The following is a 15,633-nucleotide window of genomic DNA, read 5'->3' as shown; positions in this document are numbered from 1 at the left end:
AGAGTAGAACGCCCCGGGCTCAGCAGCGCGCCGAGGTCTCCTGCACCGCGCTGCGTTCGCCGTCGGCCGTCCACGGGAGCTGCGGGAGACCGTCCCCTCCGGCCGCCGCGCCCTGCTCGACTGCGATCGCGGCCAGGGCCCGTGCGACGGTCGCGGCGAAGTCGCCGCCGGGCGTCGAGCTGTTGATCGAGACGGCCACCGTCAGTCCCGAGACCGGGTCGGAGTAGGCGGCGGTGACGAAGCCCGGCGCCACCCCGGAGAAGCCGCGGAGGGGACCGGCCTCGTGTCCACCGAGTCCAGCGCGGAGATAGTCGGCGCGGCCCTGGCCCTGCGCGATCGGGTCCTGCCACACGGCGTCACCTGCGGGGTCGGCGGCGAGGCCCGAGGCCAGGCGCCGCAGATCCTCGAGATCCGTCAGGGCGCCACCGGCCGCGCCGAGTGCGGACGGGGATGCGGCGGTGACGTCGAGCCGCACGTCGCAGCGCCTCTCTCCGGTGACCGGGTCGAGCGCGACAGCGTAGCCGCGCGGGGACGGGGCGGGGAGATCGACCTCGGAGCCGCCCGGCAGCTTCGTGCTGCGCAGGCCGTACCGCGACACCACGTACTGGTCGTACAGTTCGCCGATGCTGCGCCCGGTGACCTGCGTGGCGACGAGGCCGGCGAGCAGGGGCCCGGTCGAAGAGTCGGACCAGACCGCCCCGGGGGCCGTCGAGGCCCCGCGCACCTGGGCTGAGGCGAGTAGCTCCAGCGTCGGCCACTGCCGCGCCGGGTTCCGCAGCACGGTCGGCCAGAGCGGCGAACGGAAATCGGCGAGGCCCGAGGTGTGCGCGCAGAGTTGGCGCAGGGTGAGGCCGTCGACGCCGGGAAGGGAGCGCAGGGTCTCGCCGATGGCGTCGAGATCGACGCGGCCGGACTCGGCCAGCGCGACGACCACGTCGCACGTCATCGCCTCGGTGCCGCCGGTCCCCAGCCTCAGGTGGACGTCCGTGGTGAGCGGAGTGGTGCGTTCGTCCGACTCCCAGCCGACTGCGCCCTCCCAACTGCCGCCCCACGGCGACCACACTCCGGCGACCGCTCCGGTCGCACCGGCGATGCCGAGCGTCTCTTCGAGGAGCCCGGTCAGCGCGGCGGAGAGTTCCTCCGACGCGGGCTGCGCGGGAGCATCGGCGACGCGGGCGGCGGCGGGCGTGCATCCGGCCAGTGCGAGCACCAGGACCGGGACGACGAGCAGCCCCGTCCGCGTCAGTGTGCGAAACCCCATGCCGTGCGACTCCCCTGGTCGTCTGAGAACGGCACCACTGTACGGGGGCGTCGGCGGGCCGCGACGGCCGGTCTGCGCACCGGCGCGATTCGTGTCCCGACCGTGACCGGTGGCTGCCAGTGACCGGCGCAGCCCTGATCGTGATCGGCGCGATCCACCTCATGGGCGGCGCGGTCCACCCCGTTCCCAAACCGGCAGGCCGCGGGTTACGAAGAGGGGGAGTACAGCGCAGAGGCGCTGCTCGAAGGAGGTAAGAGACCATGCGTAGATCCCCTAATCGACTGCTGGCGACTCTCTTCGGAGCCGTCTACGTCGTCGTCGGGCTTCTCGGCTTCGTCGTCACCGGAGGCGTGCAGTTCCTCTCGACCGAAGGCGGGCTCCTGCTCGGCATCTTCGAAGTGAATCCGTTGCACAACATCGCTCATCTGCTCATCGGAGGCGCGCTGCTGATCGCGGGCCTGTCGACCGTTGCCGCGGCGAAGAGCGTGAACGCGACGGTCGGAGCGGTGTACCTGTTGCTGGGCATCGTCGGCTTCTTCTTGGTCGATACCGCTCTGAATGTGCTGGCGCTGAATACCGCCGACCACTTCCTGCACCTGGCCAGCGCGCTGGTGCTCCTGGGAGTCGGACTCGGTACCGAGAAAGCGGCGAGGACGCGTACCGCCGCGACCGCCTGAACCCGGGCGGCATCGCCGCCCCTCCAGACTCCGTCCGCCGCGGGCCCGCCGTTTTCCGCGGCGGACGGACCGAACGGCCCCGGACGACACGATGCGGTGTGTCGATCCGGGGCCTCCTTTCTTTCCCCACCCGTCCCAGACCGCATGATCGGAGCAGTCATGACGACCGTGGCACGCTGCAACGCCGCCTTCTCCGGACTGGGTGCGGGCCTCGTCCACCTCTCGATCGCCGCCGGTGGCGAGGGAGTGCCGGCCCCCGTGATCGGTGTGCTCGGCGCCGTCGAGATCCTCTGGAGCGTCCTCGTTCTGTCACGCGGGCGGATCCTTCTGCCGCGAACCGCACTCGTCGTCGCGGTCGCCGCTCTCGCCGCCTTCGTGCTGGCCCTGGCGACCGGCGCTCTCGCCGAGCCGATGCCCGCGCTCGCCGCAGCGGTCCTCGAGCTGACCGCCACCGCCGTGGTCGCCGTCTCGCTCCGCTCGTCGCGGACCGAGGAGCGCACCGTTTCGCCCACGCGCGCCCTGATCGGCCTGCTGGCCGGCGCACTGGCCGTTTCGGCCCTGGCGACTCCGGCGTTGGCCGCCTCCTCAGGGGGTTCCGGCGAGAGGGGTGGGATGCACTCGGTCGTCGACGGTGGCCACCAGCACTGACACGCAGGCACACTGGGTCGCAGGCCCGCTGGCCCACGGTGCCCCCTGGTCCCGGCGGCGTCGCTCGGCTAAGGTAAGGCCAACCTAAGTCGTCGAGGGAGGCCACCGTGTCGAACGTCGTACCGTTCTCCGAGGCCCTGCGCCTGCGCATCGGCCAGTCCGGTGCCGACGACGAGGGCGCCGCCTTCATGACCTCGCTGATGACCGGCTCCGGCAGCCGCGACGACTACATCGCGCTCATCTCGCAGCACTACTTCGTCTACGAAGCGCTCGAGGCCGTCGCTGAAGACATGGCCGGCGATCCGGTCGCGCAGCCCTTCCTCTCGGCCAAGCTCACCCGCCTCCCCGCGATCGCGGAGGACCTGCGCTTCCTCGTCGGCGAGGACTGGCGCGAGCGCATCCGCCCGCTGCCCTCGACCAGCGCGTACGTCGACCGGATCCGCACCGTTGCCGCAGGCTGGAGCGGTGGATTCGTCGCGCACCACTACACGCGCTACCTCGGCGACCTCTCCGGCTGCGCGATCGTGAGGGCCCTGCTGCAGCGGCGCTTCGGCTTCGAGACCAACGGCGTGGGCTTCTTCCTGTACGGCGAGATCGCCGCCCCCTCGGCCTTCCGCGCCACCTACCGCGAGCAGCTCGATGCGGCGGGCTGGGACGACCAGGAGCGCGAGCGGGTCATCGCGGAAGTCGCGGAGGCGTACCGGCTGACGACGGAGCTGTTCCGCGACCTCGCGCGCACCTGCGCGGCGGCCTGACACCGCGCCCGTGCCGGGCGGGCATCAGTCCGCGGACGCCTCGGCGACGGCGGCCGGCTCCGCTCGCCGCTCCGACATGAAGCGCAGCACGTCCTTGTCGACGATGATGTCGCTCGGGCGCAGCGGGCGGGTGAGGTAGAGCCCCTCGAGGCTCGTGATGCGGCTGAGTGCCACGTACGTCTGGCCGGGCGCGAAGGCGCGCTGACCGAGGTCGACCACGGCCGAGTCGTAGGTCTTGCCCTGCGACTTGTGGATCGTGACCGCCCACGCCAGACGGAGTGGGAACTGAGCGAACTCCGCGACGATCTCGCGGGTCAGCTTCTTCGTGGCCGCGGAGTAGGAGTAGCGGTAGCGCTCCCAGGTCGCGGGCGCGACCTCGTGCACCTCCCCGTCCACCTCGACCCAGACCGTGCCCGCGACCTTCGTCACCCGGCCGATGGTGCCGTTCACCCAGCGCTGATCGGAGTCGTTGCGCAGGAACATCACGTGCGCGCCGAGCTTGAGCTCGAGCTTCTGATCCGCCGGGTAGGCGCGCCCGCCGAAGTCCCCGCTGATCTCGGCCGATGCCGTCTTGAGCGGACCTTTCAGCCGGGCGAGCGCCGCCTGGTTGATCCGGTTGACGGTGTCGTTGCGGGTGGCGAGCGTGATCGCGTCGTCGGCCGGGGGCGTGCGGGCACCGGCCGCGTTGAGCACGTCGGCAATGTCCTTCGTCACCATGCCGAAGCGGACCGCATTGAGCATCCATTTAAAGCGCTCATCGCTCTGCCGATGGATCCGGCCGAGCTCGACGATCCGCAGCGGCGCCTCCTGCCAGACCAGCGCGTCGAAGAACCACAGCGAGCGGTAACGGTCGGCGAAGTAGGCGCGCTCCTCCGGGTCGCCGGGGACGGGCGCGAGCTGGAACGGGTCGCCGAAGAGCACGACCTGCACGCCTCCGAACGGTTCGGAGCGCCGCTGCCGCGCCTGACGCAGGCTGCGGTCGATGCCATCGAGGAGGTCGGCGTTGACCATCGAGATCTCGTCGATCACGAGGGTGTCGATGGTGTTCAGGAGCTTGCGCAGCTCGGGCGGCTGGTCGAGGTCGGAGTCGGCGATCACGCCGATGGGCAACCGGAACAGCGAGTGGATGGTCTGGCCGCCGACGTTCAGCGCCGCGACCCCGGTCGGCGCGCAGATGACGATCTGCTTGTCGGTGTTCCAGCTCAGGTGGTTGAGCAGGGTGGACTTGCCGGTGCCCGCGCGGCCGGTGACGAACAGGTGCTCGCGGGTGTTCTCGATGAGCTCGAACACCCGCTGCTGCTCGTCGGAGAGGGTGGGCTGGGTCACCGGTCCACTGTACCCGCGGCCTGCGCGAGGTCCACCGCGGACGGCGCGGGTCAGCCGCGCTTCTCGAGCGCGGCGAGTCGGTCGTTGTAGGCGGTCAGCTCGGCCTCGTCGGTGCGGTCGGCCTGGCGGTCGCGGCGCTTGGTCTCGCGGGCGTCGGAGCGGCTCCACATCATCGCGACCACGATCGCCAGGGCGAGGGTCGGGATCTCGCCGATGCTCCAGGCGATGCCGCCGGCCGCCTGTTGATCGGCGAGAGCGGAGGTGCCCCAGCCCATCGCTCCGTACCAGTCGGCAAGCAAGAGGCCCTCCCCCGTCATCAGGGCGAGGCCGAAGAAGGCGTGGAACGCCATCGTGCCCAGCAGCAGCAGCAGGCGCATCGGGTAGGGCACGCGGTGCACGCTCGGGTCGACTCCGATCAGCACACTGACGAAGAGGTAGCCGGTGATCAGGAAGTGGACGATCATCCACTCGTGGCCGATGTGGTCGGTGGTCGCCCAGCGGAACAGCGGCGAATAGTAGAAACCCCAGAGCGAACCGACGAATAACAGCGCGGCGACGATCGGATGCGAGATCGCGGTAGCGAAGCGGGAGTGCACGGCGAGCAGCACCCACTCGCGCGCGCCGCGGGAGCCGTCGGTGCGTCGGGTGGCCGCTCGGGCGATCAGGGTGACCGGGGCCGCCGGGACGAGCAGCAGCGGCACCGCCATCGTCAGAACCATGTGCGAGAGCATGTGGGCGCTGAACAGATACTTCTCGTAGGCGTTGACGCCGCCGTTCGTCATGTAGGCCAGCAGCAGCATGCCCGCGATCCAGAGGATCGTGCGGTGCAGCGGCCAACGGTCGCCGCGGCGGTGCAGCCGCACGACTCCGGCGATGTAGAAGGCGATGGCGAAGCCGCAGATCAGGAGCCAGACCAGGTCGACGTTCCACAGCGTGAGGACGTTCATCGCGCTCGCGGGCGGGGGCAGCGGTTCACCGGTGAGCAACTGGGCCGGGGTCGGGTCGGTGAGCTGGCTGGCGACGACCTGATCGACGGGAGTTGCGGTGCGGGCGAGCGCCGCGGCGACTCCGGAGGCGATGCCCATGAAGGCGAGCTCGGCACAGACCAGCCACCAGAAGCTGCGGCCGCCGACACCGCCGGCCCGTCTCATCCGCTCGATGAGGAACCGGCGCTGCAGGACACCGAACAGCCCCAGCGCGACCAGCACCGCGACCTTGACCAGCACGAGGATCCCGTAGCCGGTGAGCAGGTTGTCGAGGGTGGCGAGCCGCAGCTCCGCGCTGACGTATCCGGAGGCGGCGACCGCGACGAAGCTCACGAGCGCGAGACTGGAGTAGCGCTCGATCACGGGCAGCAGACGCGCTCCACCGAGCAGCGGCCGGAGGGCGACCATCGTGATCAGGCCGCCCAACCAGATCGCCGCGAAGACGAGGTGCAGGCCCAGCGCGGTGACCGCGGCGTCGTGGCCGCTCGCTCCTGCCGCGTGCCCCTGCTGCGCCATCGGCAACAGCGTGAGCAGGGCGAGGGCCGTCACGAAAACGAGGGCGGTCTGATTGCGTACGGCGAAGCAGAGGACGGTGACGACGGCGGCGAGCAGTGTCGTGGCAAGCCAAGCCTGCCCGACCGGGATGCTGCCGATGAAGTAGCTGAGCTTGGTGCCGAAGTCGCGGTCGAGGCTCAGCGGTGTCTGCGTGACGTTGAGGAAGGTCAGGAAGCCGGTCACCGCGCTGGCAGCGGCGAAGAAAGCAGCGCTGGCTGCGGCGACGTCGAGGGCCACCGAGAACTCGGTGCGCGGCTCGGCGGCGGGCTCGGCGACCGCCGTGCGCGCGGGGGCGGCGACGGTGCGAGGCGCGGAGGTGGAGGTGCGAGGCGCGGAGGCGCGAGGCGCAGAGCGGGCCTCGCGCGCGGCGGCGGCGCGGGGGCTCAGCGCGAAGAGCGTCAGCACGAGCGAGCCGATCATGCCCGCGGCGCCCAGATTGACGGCGAGCTTGGCGATCGGAAGACCGTAGCGGACCACGGGGCCGGGGTCGTTGAGCAGCTGAGCTGCGGCACCTCCACCGAAGGCCAGCGCCGCGAGGAGGGCGACGAGCGCTGCGGCGACGAGCACGAGCGCAGGGCCGACGATCCGGACGGTTCGATTCACCCTGTCAGCCTACGTTCCGCGGCTGGTCGGCAGCCGCGTCCGCGGACGACGACGGCCCCGGCGCAGTGCCGGGGCCGTGTCGGAGGTAGCGACTACTTCGCGGCGGCCTTGAGCTTGGTGCCCGCGGAGACCTTGACCGAGTGGCCGGCGGCGATCTGGATGGTCTCGCCGGTCTGCGGGTTGCGGCCGGTGCGCGCGGCGCGGGAGGTGCGCTCGACGGCGATCCAGCCGGGGATGGTGACCTTCACGTCGTTCGACACGGAGTCGGCGAGGGTGGTGAAGAGCGAGTCGAGGACGCCGTTGACGGCGGCCTGGCTCTGGCCGGAGTCGGCGGCGATCTTCGCGACGAGCTCGGTGCGGTTGAGCGACTTGTCAGCCATGGAGTGTCCTCCCAGGACGTTCTCGCTGTCGGAACAGCTGGTTGTGGTGGATCGTCCTCGGTAGGGGACGGACGTCCTCGACCGATCGGACCGTCGGTAACCTACCAGCCCCGTCCCGGATTTCCGGCGATTTCGGCCCCGGGATGCCCGGAACGACGCCGATCGCGCCCCGTGGTCCCTCCACAGGAGGTGCCTGGCGCGTCTCTCCACCGATCAGCTGATGTCCTCCCCACCGCCTCCGCCCTGTGGCGAGGATCGGCTCATGATGACGACGACACTCCTTCCTCCTTCTTCCGTTCGGCCCGCCGAGGCCCTCCCCCGAAGCCCGCGGCGACGCCGTCCGGCCCGCCGGCACCAAGAACCCGGACTCACCGCGCTGGCGCTGGGCCTGCTCGCGCTGGCATCCTCCGTGCATCCGCTCTGGGCCCTGCCCGCGGTCGCCGTGGCGGCGGTGGCCGCGGCCCTGTCGGCACGGGCGCTGCGCTGGGCGGGCGAGCGCAGGAACGCGGTCGTCGGTCTCGCCTGCGCGGCTCTCGCGCTACTCGTCTGCTCCGTCACCGCGCCCGCCGCTGCACGGGCGGGACTCGCGGTCCTGGCCTGGATCGCCGATTCGCGGCCGGGTCCGTGAGCGGGCGCGGCCCAGGCCACGTCGCTACAGTGGCGAGGGCGCGTGCCCGAGCGCGCCGGAGGGACGGCCACGATGGCGCAGGCGGACAGGTGGATCTCGACGGCGATCTGGTGGCACGTCTACCCGCTCGGCTTCACGGGGGCCGAAGCGAGCGCCGCGGAGGGCCCCGGTCCGCAGGACGAGCCGACGCACCGCCTCCGTGCGCTGCTGCCCTGGCTCGACGACCTGCTGGCGCTGGGCTGCAACGGGCTCCTACTCGGGCCGGTCTTCGCCTCCTCGACGCACGGGTACGACACGGTCGACCACTTCCGTGTCGACCCGCGCCTCGGCGACGAGGCCGACCTCGACGCGCTGATCGCGGCCTGCCGCGAGCGCGGCATCAGGGTGCTGTTCGACGGTGTCTTCAACCACGTGGGCCGCGAGCACCCCTGGTGGCGTGCAGCGGTGGCGGCGGGAGAGGGTTCGCGCGAGGCGGCGCGCTTCTCCCGGAGCGAAGGCTCCCGGGAGGTCGATGGACTCCGCGTGGACGTGTTCGAGGGCCACGACGCCCTGGTCGAACTCGACAACGCGCAGCCGGAGGTGGCGGAGTACGTCTCGTCCGTGCTCGCGCACTGGCTGGAGCGAGGCATCGACGGCTGGCGCCTCGACGCGGCATACGCGGTCGCACCGGCCGACTGGCACGCGGCGATCGATCCGGTGCGGCAGCGCTTCCCCGAGGCGTGGTTCGTCGGCGAAGTCATTCACGGCAACTACGCGGCCTATGTGCGCGAGTCGGGGCTCGACTCCGTGACGCAGTACGAGCTCTGGAAGGCGGTCCGCAACTCGATCGAGGAGGCGAACCTCTTCGAGCTGGCCTGGTCACTGGAACGCCACGACGGCTTCGTCCGCGAGTTCCTCCCGCTCACGTTCGTCGGCAACCACGATGTGACCCGGATCGCCAGCGCAATCCGCGACGAGCGCCACCACGGCCACGCCACCGCACTCCTCGGATTCGTCGCGGGCGTCCCGAGCATCTACTCGGGTGACGAACGGGGCCTGCGCGGAGTCAAGGAGGAGCGAGCCGGCGGCGACGACGCGATCCGCCCCGAGTTTCCGGCCGACCCCGCCCAGTGGCCGGGCGGGGAGGCCTACCGCGCGCACCAGGAGGTGATCGCCTTCCGCCGCCGGAATCCCTGGCTGGTCGGCGCGAGCATCCGCACCGTCGACTTGTCCAACACGGCCGCGCTGCTCGTAGCGGAGGGGCCGGAGGGACGCACCGCGCGGCTCGCCCTGAACCTGAGCGACGAGACCGCGACCGTCGGCGGCATCGAGGTGGCCGCTCACTCCTGGTCACTGCACGACTGACCTGGTCACTACACGACTGACCCGGTCACTGCACGCCTGCACCGGTCACGAGGGGGAGCCGCAGGGCGATCGATCAACCGATGCGCGACGCCGGGATCAGCACGCCTGCTTCCACATCCGCGATGAAGTCCGGTCGCAGGACGCGGGCCTCGATGGCGAGGCCCCCCGAAGTCCAGCCGTCGCCGAGCGGGCGCTCGGGGGTGATCAGGACGTGGCCGGGAGTGGCGGATCGGCCCAGGACCGCGGCGACCTGTCCGACGGGGTCGTAGAGGGCGTGATCGACCAGGGGCGCGTACACCTCGTACGCGGCGAACTCGTCGCGGTTCCCGAGGAAAACCGGCAGCAGCTCCTCCCCCTCGCGCAATCCGTTCGGCCACCAGCGGAAGCGCTCGACGAGGTGGTGGCAGGAGGTGCACGAGGGCGAGAAGAAGACGAGATGGGTCGCGGGGCGGGAGAGCTCCTCGAGCGTCAGACGCTCCCCTGCGGCGGTGACAAGGGCGAGGTTCGGGTCCGCCGGGGACGCGAAGGGCGAGGGGGCCGCGGAGGTGGCCTGGGCCGCGGAGGTGGCGTGGGCGACGGAGGATCCGGCACGACGATCGCGCACCAGCACCAGCGAGACCGCGGCGAGAGCCGCTGCGAGGCCGGATGCGGCGACCGCCGCGACTCCGCCTCCGCCCGCGAGCAGGGCCGAGGGGGCGAGCCCGCCGAGGACTCCGGCGAGCGCCAGCACGAGCAGCACGGCGTTGCGCGCGACGGTGCGCCCGGTCATCCGCGCCGAGCCCAGCCCGCCGAAGCATTCGCAGTCGACGTCCTCCCTCGCACGGACCGCACGGACGGCAACGACCAGGAACACGATGTCGAGGAGCACCACCGGCACGAGCGCGGCGCGGTGCAGTGGGGCGGGCGACAGCACGACCGCGGCACCCAGCACGATCTCGACGACGGGGAAAGCGGTGGCGAACCAGCCGCGGCGCCGGAGCACGAGCGGGACGCCGAGAGCCGCGAGACTCGCGCGGAACTCCGCCGTGCGGCCGAGCTTGAGGGCTCCGCTGATGACGAGCACTGCACCCGCGCACCACCCGGCGACCGCGAGAATCACGTCCAGCATCCATCGCCTCCTCGTTCGGCTCCTGCCCGCAGGACGCTACCGGCGCGGATCGGCCGGACACGACGCAGGCGGGGAACGATGCGGAGGCGGCGCGATCCGAGACGCTCGGGCGCGGGGCAGCACAAGATCATGACAGGCCGGTACTCCACAGGATCGTGACAAGCCGGGACTGAACAGGCGGTACCCCTGCCCGCGCATCCTCCCGGCCTCGGACGCCCGCCTCGCCGTACACTGCGAGAAGATCGGAGGGGTCATGCGGGGACGGCGAGTGCGCGAGCAGCGGCACGGGAGTCCGGTGACCCCGCCGGCCGACATCGCTCCGGTCCCCTCCGACTCACCCCACGACGCGTCGGGCGACGTCTCGATCGGGATGCGGATCGCCGCCGCCTGGTCGTGGCGCTTCCTTGCCGTGGCGGCGCTGCTCTACCTCCTCGTCCGTCTCGTCTCGCTGCTGCCCCTGATCGTGGTGCCGGTGCTGATCGCTTTGCTGCTCACCGCGCTCCTGACTCCGCTGCGGAACCGGCTCGAGCGCCTGCGGCTGCCCCGCCCGCTCGCGGTCCTGGTCTCGATCCTGGCGATGCTCCTGCTGCTGTCCGGGCTCATCGCTCTGGTGATCGTGCAGTCGCGCTCCGGCTTCAGCGGAGTGGGTCAGCGTGCTCTCGACGCGGTCGATAAGGTCGAGGCCTGGCTCCAGGGACCGCCGCTGTCCTTCTCGGACGTCCAGCTCGGCGACTGGGCGCAGCGGGCGATCACCTGGGCCGACACGCAGGCCTCGACCATCGCGTCCGGTGCTCTCGCCGTCGGCTCGCAGCTCGCCGAGGTATTCGCCGGGACGCTGCTCACGCTCTTCTCGCTGATCTTCCTGCTGCTGGACGGCCGCCGGATCTGGCAATGGTTCCTCCGTCTCCTCCCCCGCCGTGCCCGGCCCGGGATGGAGCGCGGCGGCGCCGCCGGCTGGCAGACGCTGAGCCAGTTCGTGCGCGCGCAGCTCGGCGTCGCCGGGATCAACGCCGTCGGCATCGGGATCGGGGCGCTCGCCCTGCAGTTGCCGCTGGTCGTGCCGATCGCGATCGTGGTGTTCCTCGGCTCGTTCGTGCCGATCCTGGGCGCGATCGTGACGGGAGCGCTGGCTGCCCTCGTGGCGCTGCTGTTCAGTGGGCCGGTGGCCGCGCTGGCGATGATCGGCGTCGTGATCGTGGTGCACCTGCTTGAGGGGCACGTCCTCCAGCCCCTCATCCTGGGGACCGCCGTGAAGGTGCATCCGCTCGCCGTGGTGCTCGGAGTTGCGACCGGGCTCGAGGTGGCGGGGCTCGCCGGGGCGCTGTTCGCGGTGCCGACGATCGCGACGCTCAATGCGGCGATCACGGCCATGCGGGCGCGCGCGCCCGGCGCGGAGTGAGCGCGTTCGATCCGGCCGCTCGACCCGGATCGACGGTACTTGCCGCGCTCGCCTGCCCGGTCTGCGGCGGTGGACTGGCGCCCGACGCGCTGCCGCGCCCCTCCTCGCTCCGCTGTTCTCTGGGGCACAGCGCCGACATCGCGCGCCAGGGCTACGCCTCGCTGCTACGCGGGCGCCACGCGACCTCGGGCGACACGGCGGCGATGGTGCAGGCCCGCGCCGACCTGCTCGGCTCGGGCCACTACCGGACGATTCAGGACGCGGTGGCGGCGGCCGTGCCCGTGGGCGCGCGGCTCGTGGTCGACCTGGGCTGCGGCACCGGCGCCTACCTCGCAGCGGTGCTCGACGCGCACCCCGAGGCGGACGGACTGGGCCTGGACCTCTCGGCTCCGGCCGCTCGCCGCGCCGCCCGCGCTCATCCGCGCGCGGTGGTGGCGACCGCCGATCTGTGGCAGCCACTCCCGCTTGCGGACTCCTGCGCCGACGCGCTGCTCACTGTCTTCGCTCCGCGCAACGCCCCCGACATGCGGCGGGTGCTGCGGCCGGGCGGCGTCGCGGTCGTCGTCACCCCGCGCGAGCGGCACCTGCACGAGATCCGGGAGCGGTTCGGGATGCTGAGCATCGACGCGGGCAAGGCGGAGCGGCTCGACGAGCAGCTGGCCGGGCTCTCGCTCCGGGGGCGGGACGAGCTCGAGAGCACGGTGCGGATGAGCGCCGATGAGCTGCGCGCGGAGGTTCTGATGGGGCCGAGCGCGCACCACGTGGATCCGGACGTGCTCGACGCGCAGCTCGCGGGGGTGACGGGAACGACGGCGGTGACAGTCGCGGTGACGGTGTCGCGGTTCGTGCGGACCGGGTAGCCCGCGCGGCGGACGCCCCGTGCAGCCCCGGCGTCAGTACGTCTCGCGCAGGCGCTCCTGGTCGACGACGGCGGCCCGATCGGCGAGCCTGCGCAGGCCCGCGAGGGGCTGGGCCATCCGGTGGTTGCCGCGCAGGACCGGCTCGGCGCGGTCGAGGAAGGCCCAATAACCCGCGGTCACCGGGCAGGCATTCTCGCCCAGGCGCACCTTCGGGTCGAAGCGGCAGCCGCCGCAGTAGTCGGACATCCGGTTGATATAGGCGCCGCCCGAGGCGTACGGCTTGGTCGCGACGACGCCGCCGTCGGCGTGCTGCGACATCCCGATCACGTTCGCCGGCATCACCCACTCCGTGCCGTCGACGAAGACGTCCACGAACCAGTCAGTGAGCTGCGCCGGATCCCACCCCCGCTGCAGCCCCCAGTTGCCGAGCACCATCAGCCGCTGGATGTGGTGCGCCCAGCCGTGCCGGTGGACGTCGTCGAGGGTCTCGTGCAGGCAGTTCGCCTCGATGCCGCTCGGATCCAGGGCGAGCAGCTCGGCGGGCAGCGGGGTCGAGGCGCCCAGCGCCCGACTGCGGTCGCGGTACTCCGGGCCGAGGTGCCAGAACAGGTTCCAGACGTAGTCGCGCCAGCCGAGGATCTGACGGACGAATCCCTCCGTCGCTGCGATCGGCGCGCCGCCGGCGGCGTACTCGGCCGCGGCCGCGTCGATGACGGCACGCGGATCGAGCACGCCGAGGTTCATCGGGGCGCTGAGGAGCGAGTGCGCCATCGTCCAGTCGCCCGAGAGCATCGCGTCCTCATAGGTGCCGAAGTCGGACAGGCGCGACGAGACGAAATCGGCGAGCGCCGCCTCCGCTTCCGCCGGAGTCGCGGCGAAGCGGCGCGGGCCGTCGGCGCCGACCAGACGGACCGCTCCCTCCGCCTCCCATCGCATGAGATCGGCGCGCACCTCCTCGTCGATGTCGTCCTCCTCGGGCCACCACGGATCGGGCAGGCCGAGACGGGAGGCACCCTTGGGCGGCGGCTGGCGATTGTCGTGGTCGTAGTTCCAGCGGCCGCCCTCTGGCTGGTCGCCGCGCATGAGCACGCCGGTGCGCTCGCGGCTCCAGCGGTAGAAGTCCTCCAGTAGCAGGCGCTTACCGGAGCGGGCGAGGGCCCACTCGCGGAAGTCCTCCTCCGCAGTGATGAAGCCGCGGCTGGGCAGGATGCTCATGCCGAGCCGACGGGCGAGGCGGCGGCCGCCCCGGGTGGGCGGGTCGATCACCTCGAGGTCGTCGCGTCCGGCCAGGGCCTGGCCGAAGGTCTCTGCGCGGACGTACTCGGCGCGGTCGCCGAGCTCGCGGGCGCGGTGACGCAGCGCCGAGAGCAGCAGCTGCGCCTTCGCGCGGTGCATCGGGCGGCGTCCGAACGACGACCGCGCCTCGACCAGCAGCATCGGTCCGCCGTCGTCGAAGACCGGTCCGAGCTGGCCGATGACGCTCCAGCGGGTACGAGGGGAGCTGCTCATCTCCGACACGGTAGGCGGGCGGAACGGGCGGCGATAGGAGTTGCGCGGCACGGATGTGCAGGCGCCACGTCTTGCACCGCCGCCCGGGATGCAGAAGTCTCGGATCGAGCGCGGCCGATCCGACCGCGCACCGACGCGACGAAGCGAGGAGGCCGCAATGGCCCACCACGACCACGACCAGCACGAGGGTCACGAGCAGCACGAGGGTCACGACGAGCACGCCGCCGGGAGCGGCCGCCACATCGCCGCGGGCACGAGCACCGCGGGGACGAGCACCGAGGGGACGAGCACCGAGGAGAGCACCGGCGGCGAGTACACCTCGACCGGGGGCGTCTCGCACACCTCGACAAGCGAAGAGGGCAGCTATATCGACACATCCCGCAACGACGAGGACACCTCGGTGAAGGGCAGCTACGTCGACACGGGCACGGCCAGCACTGAGGGCGAGGACGAGGGGGAGTACACGGACCGCGACGAATGAGCGCCCCTCCCCTCCGGGCGGAGTGAGCGCTTCAGGCGGGCTTCAACGCCGCCCCGGATACCCGCGGGGACTGCGGGGGAGCCCGCTCGTCGAGCCCGGGAGGGCGCCTCCCCCGGACGCGGCACACACGTGGATGCCGCGTCCGTGATGCTCTCGACGCGGGAGTCGTGGGTCAGCGGCCGCCACCGGCTCCGGGGGCGTTACCGCTGTTCCCCCGAGCATTGCCGCTATTCCCTCCAGCGTTCCCGTTGTTCCCCCGGCCGTTCCCGCTGTTTCCGGGAGCATTCCCGCTGTTTCCCGGGGCGTTCCCGCTGTTCCCGGGGGCGTTCCCGCTGTTCCCGCTGTTCCCCGGGGCAGTCCCGTCGTTCCCCCCGTTCCCCGGAGCGTTGCCGCCGGTGCCGGGGGTGTCGCTGCTCGGGGCAGAAGAAGTTCCCTGCGTCGGCTCGGCCGGCTCGGTCGGCGTCTCCTCCGGCTCCGACTCGTCCGGCGAGGGGACGAGGTCGTCCTCCGGCCCGACGGACGAGGGAGTGTCCTCCGGCTCCTCCTCGACCGGCGTCGACTCCTCGGGCGTCGGGCTGGTCGTCTCGACCGGCGTCGGCTCGGCAGCTCCGGCGATCAGGGCCTCGAGATCACTGCGGACAACATCGACCTGGACCTGCACGGTCTGTGCACGATCGGAACTGACCGAGCCCGCCGCGAGGGCGGAGTCGAGGGCTGCCTGGAGCCTGGCCAGCTCGGTGAGCGCCCCCTGGTAGTCGTCGGCCGACGCCTTCTCGGCGACGGCCACGACCGCGTTGTCGAGGGTCTGCGCCGTGCCCTCGTCGATCCCCTGCGGCGTGGAGGCGCATCCGCTCAGCACCAGGACTGAGGCGAGCACGGCGCCGGCGGCCCGCCATCGGAGGCCCCTCATGAGCGGATGCTCTCGCGCAGCCGGCGGAGATGGTCGCCCAGCTCGCCGTCGACCTGCGGCAAAGGCGACTGCGGAGCGTCGATCAGGATGATCGCGAGCCCGACGGCGATCGCGACCAGCGCGAGCACCACCACAATCAGCCACGGGCTCGGGCCGTGGCGCCGGCGCGGCGCAGGAGCCGACCGGGCGTCGGGGGCGGGGGC

The 15,633-nt window shown here is 71.9% G+C and carries 15 protein-coding genes and 1 pseudogene; 8 read left to right on the top strand and 8 right to left on the bottom strand.

Features of this window, described 5'->3' with window-relative positions; all coding sequences use genetic code 11:
• Positions 1–19: 19 nt before the first annotated feature.
• A complete protein-coding gene (locus C5D07_RS05340; protein ID WP_104258876.1) occupies positions 20–1,261 on the bottom strand; it encodes a serine hydrolase domain-containing protein in 1,242 nt (413 codons plus the stop codon).
• 260 nt (positions 1,262–1,521) lie between these two features.
• On the opposite strand from C5D07_RS05340, the gene C5D07_RS05335 reads away from it, so the two are divergent.
• The 3 genes from C5D07_RS05335 to C5D07_RS05325 all read left to right on the top strand — a co-directional run bounded on the left by C5D07_RS05335 (position 1,522) and on the right by C5D07_RS05325 (position 3,341).
• Positions 1,522–1,938, top strand: coding sequence for a DUF4383 domain-containing protein (locus C5D07_RS05335; RefSeq protein ID WP_104258875.1), 417 nt, complete (start codon positions 1,522–1,524; stop codon positions 1,936–1,938).
• Between the two features lie 159 nt (positions 1,939–2,097).
• Entirely contained in the window at positions 2,098–2,586 is a 489-nt protein-coding gene (locus C5D07_RS05330; protein ID WP_104258874.1) for a hypothetical protein, read from the top strand.
• A 107-nt stretch (positions 2,587–2,693) separates the two neighbouring features.
• The gene (locus tag C5D07_RS05325) at positions 2,694–3,341 is read left to right on the top strand and encodes a biliverdin-producing heme oxygenase (RefSeq protein ID WP_068250924.1); all 648 of its coding nucleotides are present in this window, start codon (positions 2,694–2,696) and stop codon (positions 3,339–3,341) included.
• Positions 3,342–3,365: 24 nt separating this feature from the next.
• On the opposite strand, the gene C5D07_RS05320 is transcribed toward C5D07_RS05325, so the two are convergent.
• The 3 genes from C5D07_RS05320 to C5D07_RS05310 all read right to left on the bottom strand — a co-directional run bounded on the left by C5D07_RS05320 (position 3,366) and on the right by C5D07_RS05310 (position 7,191).
• Positions 3,366–4,667: an ATP-dependent DNA helicase gene (locus tag C5D07_RS05320; RefSeq protein ID WP_068250923.1), complete on the bottom strand. Its 1,302-nt coding sequence runs from the start codon at positions 4,665–4,667 to the stop codon at positions 3,366–3,368.
• A gap of 50 nt (positions 4,668–4,717) precedes the next feature.
• Positions 4,718–6,811 carry a bifunctional copper resistance protein CopD/cytochrome c oxidase assembly protein gene (locus C5D07_RS05315; RefSeq protein ID WP_249028176.1) on the bottom strand — a complete coding sequence of 698 codons (2,094 nt, stop codon included), beginning with the start codon at positions 6,809–6,811 and terminating at the stop codon, positions 4,718–4,720.
• 92 nt (positions 6,812–6,903) lie between these two features.
• Positions 6,904–7,191 carry an HU family DNA-binding protein gene (locus tag C5D07_RS05310; protein WP_056037903.1) on the bottom strand — a complete coding sequence of 96 codons (288 nt, stop codon included), beginning with the start codon at positions 7,189–7,191 and terminating at the stop codon, positions 6,904–6,906.
• A 262-nt stretch (positions 7,192–7,453) separates the two neighbouring features.
• Here C5D07_RS05310 and C5D07_RS05305 point away from each other — a divergent pair, with 262 nt between their 5' ends.
• Both C5D07_RS05305 and C5D07_RS05300 read left to right on the top strand, forming a co-directional pair.
• Positions 7,454–7,819 carry a hypothetical protein gene (locus tag C5D07_RS05305; RefSeq protein WP_104258873.1) on the top strand — a complete coding sequence of 122 codons (366 nt, stop codon included), beginning with the start codon at positions 7,454–7,456 and terminating at the stop codon, positions 7,817–7,819.
• Between the two features lie 42 nt (positions 7,820–7,861).
• The gene (locus tag C5D07_RS05300) at positions 7,862–9,163 is read left to right on the top strand and encodes an alpha-amylase family glycosyl hydrolase (protein WP_249028175.1); all 1,302 of its coding nucleotides are present in this window, start codon (positions 7,862–7,864) and stop codon (positions 9,161–9,163) included.
• Positions 9,164–9,236: 73 nt separating this feature from the next.
• On the opposite strand, the gene C5D07_RS05295 is transcribed toward C5D07_RS05300, so the two are convergent.
• Positions 9,237–10,271, bottom strand: coding sequence for a MauE/DoxX family redox-associated membrane protein (locus C5D07_RS05295; RefSeq protein ID WP_104258871.1), 1,035 nt, complete (start codon positions 10,269–10,271; stop codon positions 9,237–9,239).
• 253 nt (positions 10,272–10,524) lie between these two features.
• On the opposite strand from C5D07_RS05295, the gene C5D07_RS05290 reads away from it, so the two are divergent.
• Positions 10,525–11,670 carry an AI-2E family transporter gene (locus C5D07_RS05290; RefSeq protein WP_104258870.1) on the top strand — a complete coding sequence of 382 codons (1,146 nt, stop codon included), beginning with the start codon at positions 10,525–10,527 and terminating at the stop codon, positions 11,668–11,670.
• Positions 11,667–12,530, top strand: a complete 864-nt coding sequence (locus C5D07_RS05285; RefSeq protein WP_104258869.1) for a methyltransferase domain-containing protein — start codon at positions 11,667–11,669, stop codon at positions 12,528–12,530. The genes C5D07_RS05290 and C5D07_RS05285 overlap by 4 nt, the downstream gene beginning before the upstream one ends.
• Positions 12,531–12,563: 33 nt before the next feature.
• Here C5D07_RS05285 and C5D07_RS05280 read toward each other — a convergent pair whose 3' ends face one another.
• Positions 12,564–14,039 carry a cryptochrome/photolyase family protein gene (locus C5D07_RS05280; protein ID WP_104258868.1) on the bottom strand — a complete coding sequence of 492 codons (1,476 nt, stop codon included), beginning with the start codon at positions 14,037–14,039 and terminating at the stop codon, positions 12,564–12,566.
• A gap of 157 nt (positions 14,040–14,196) precedes the next feature.
• On the opposite strand from C5D07_RS05280, the gene C5D07_RS05275 reads away from it, so the two are divergent.
• Complete coding sequence (locus C5D07_RS05275) at positions 14,197–14,520, top strand: hypothetical protein (RefSeq protein WP_104258867.1); 324 nt, start codon at positions 14,197–14,199, stop codon at positions 14,518–14,520.
• A gap of 172 nt (positions 14,521–14,692) precedes the next feature.
• On the opposite strand, the gene C5D07_RS05270 is transcribed toward C5D07_RS05275, so the two are convergent.
• Positions 14,693–15,430 (bottom strand): outer membrane protein assembly factor BamD, encoded by a 738-nt coding sequence (locus tag C5D07_RS05270; RefSeq protein ID WP_146076756.1) that lies wholly within the window; start codon positions 15,428–15,430, stop codon positions 14,693–14,695.
• A pseudogene (locus tag C5D07_RS15695) lies at positions 15,427–15,633 on the bottom strand (hypothetical protein); the annotation flags it as partial. The pseudogene C5D07_RS15695 and the gene C5D07_RS05270, both read right to left, overlap by 4 nt.

The sequence above is a fragment of the Rathayibacter tritici genome (assembly GCF_002932875.1).
Taxonomy (GTDB): Bacteria; Actinomycetota; Actinomycetes; order Actinomycetales; family Microbacteriaceae; genus Rathayibacter; species Rathayibacter tritici.
This window is presented reverse-complemented; position numbering and strand designations above follow the sequence as displayed.

What these genes read in the sequence shown, in the direction of transcription:
- C5D07_RS05340 (WP_104258876.1), bottom strand. Translation starts at nt 1,261, where the DNA reads ATGGGGTTTCGCACACTGACGCGGACGGGGCTGCTCGTCGTCCCGGTC.
- C5D07_RS05335 (WP_104258875.1), top strand. Translation starts at nt 1,522, where the DNA reads ATGCGTAGATCCCCTAATCGACTGCTGGCGACTCTCTTCGGAGCCGTC.
- C5D07_RS05330 (WP_104258874.1), top strand. Translation starts at nt 2,098, where the DNA reads ATGACGACCGTGGCACGCTGCAACGCCGCCTTCTCCGGACTGGGTGCG.
- C5D07_RS05310 (WP_056037903.1), bottom strand. Translation starts at nt 7,191, where the DNA reads ATGGCTGACAAGTCGCTCAACCGCACCGAGCTCGTCGCGAAGATCGCC.
- C5D07_RS05305 (WP_104258873.1), top strand. Translation starts at nt 7,454, where the DNA reads ATGATGACGACGACACTCCTTCCTCCTTCTTCCGTTCGGCCCGCCGAG.
- C5D07_RS05295 (WP_104258871.1), bottom strand. Translation starts at nt 10,271, where the DNA reads ATGCTGGACGTGATTCTCGCGGTCGCCGGGTGGTGCGCGGGTGCAGTG.
- C5D07_RS05290 (WP_104258870.1), top strand. Translation starts at nt 10,525, where the DNA reads ATGCGGGGACGGCGAGTGCGCGAGCAGCGGCACGGGAGTCCGGTGACC.
- C5D07_RS05280 (WP_104258868.1), bottom strand. Translation starts at nt 14,039, where the DNA reads ATGAGCAGCTCCCCTCGTACCCGCTGGAGCGTCATCGGCCAGCTCGGA.
- C5D07_RS05275 (WP_104258867.1), top strand. Translation starts at nt 14,197, where the DNA reads ATGGCCCACCACGACCACGACCAGCACGAGGGTCACGAGCAGCACGAG.
- C5D07_RS05270 (WP_146076756.1), bottom strand. Translation starts at nt 15,430, where the DNA reads ATGAGGGGCCTCCGATGGCGGGCCGCCGGCGCCGTGCTCGCCTCAGTC.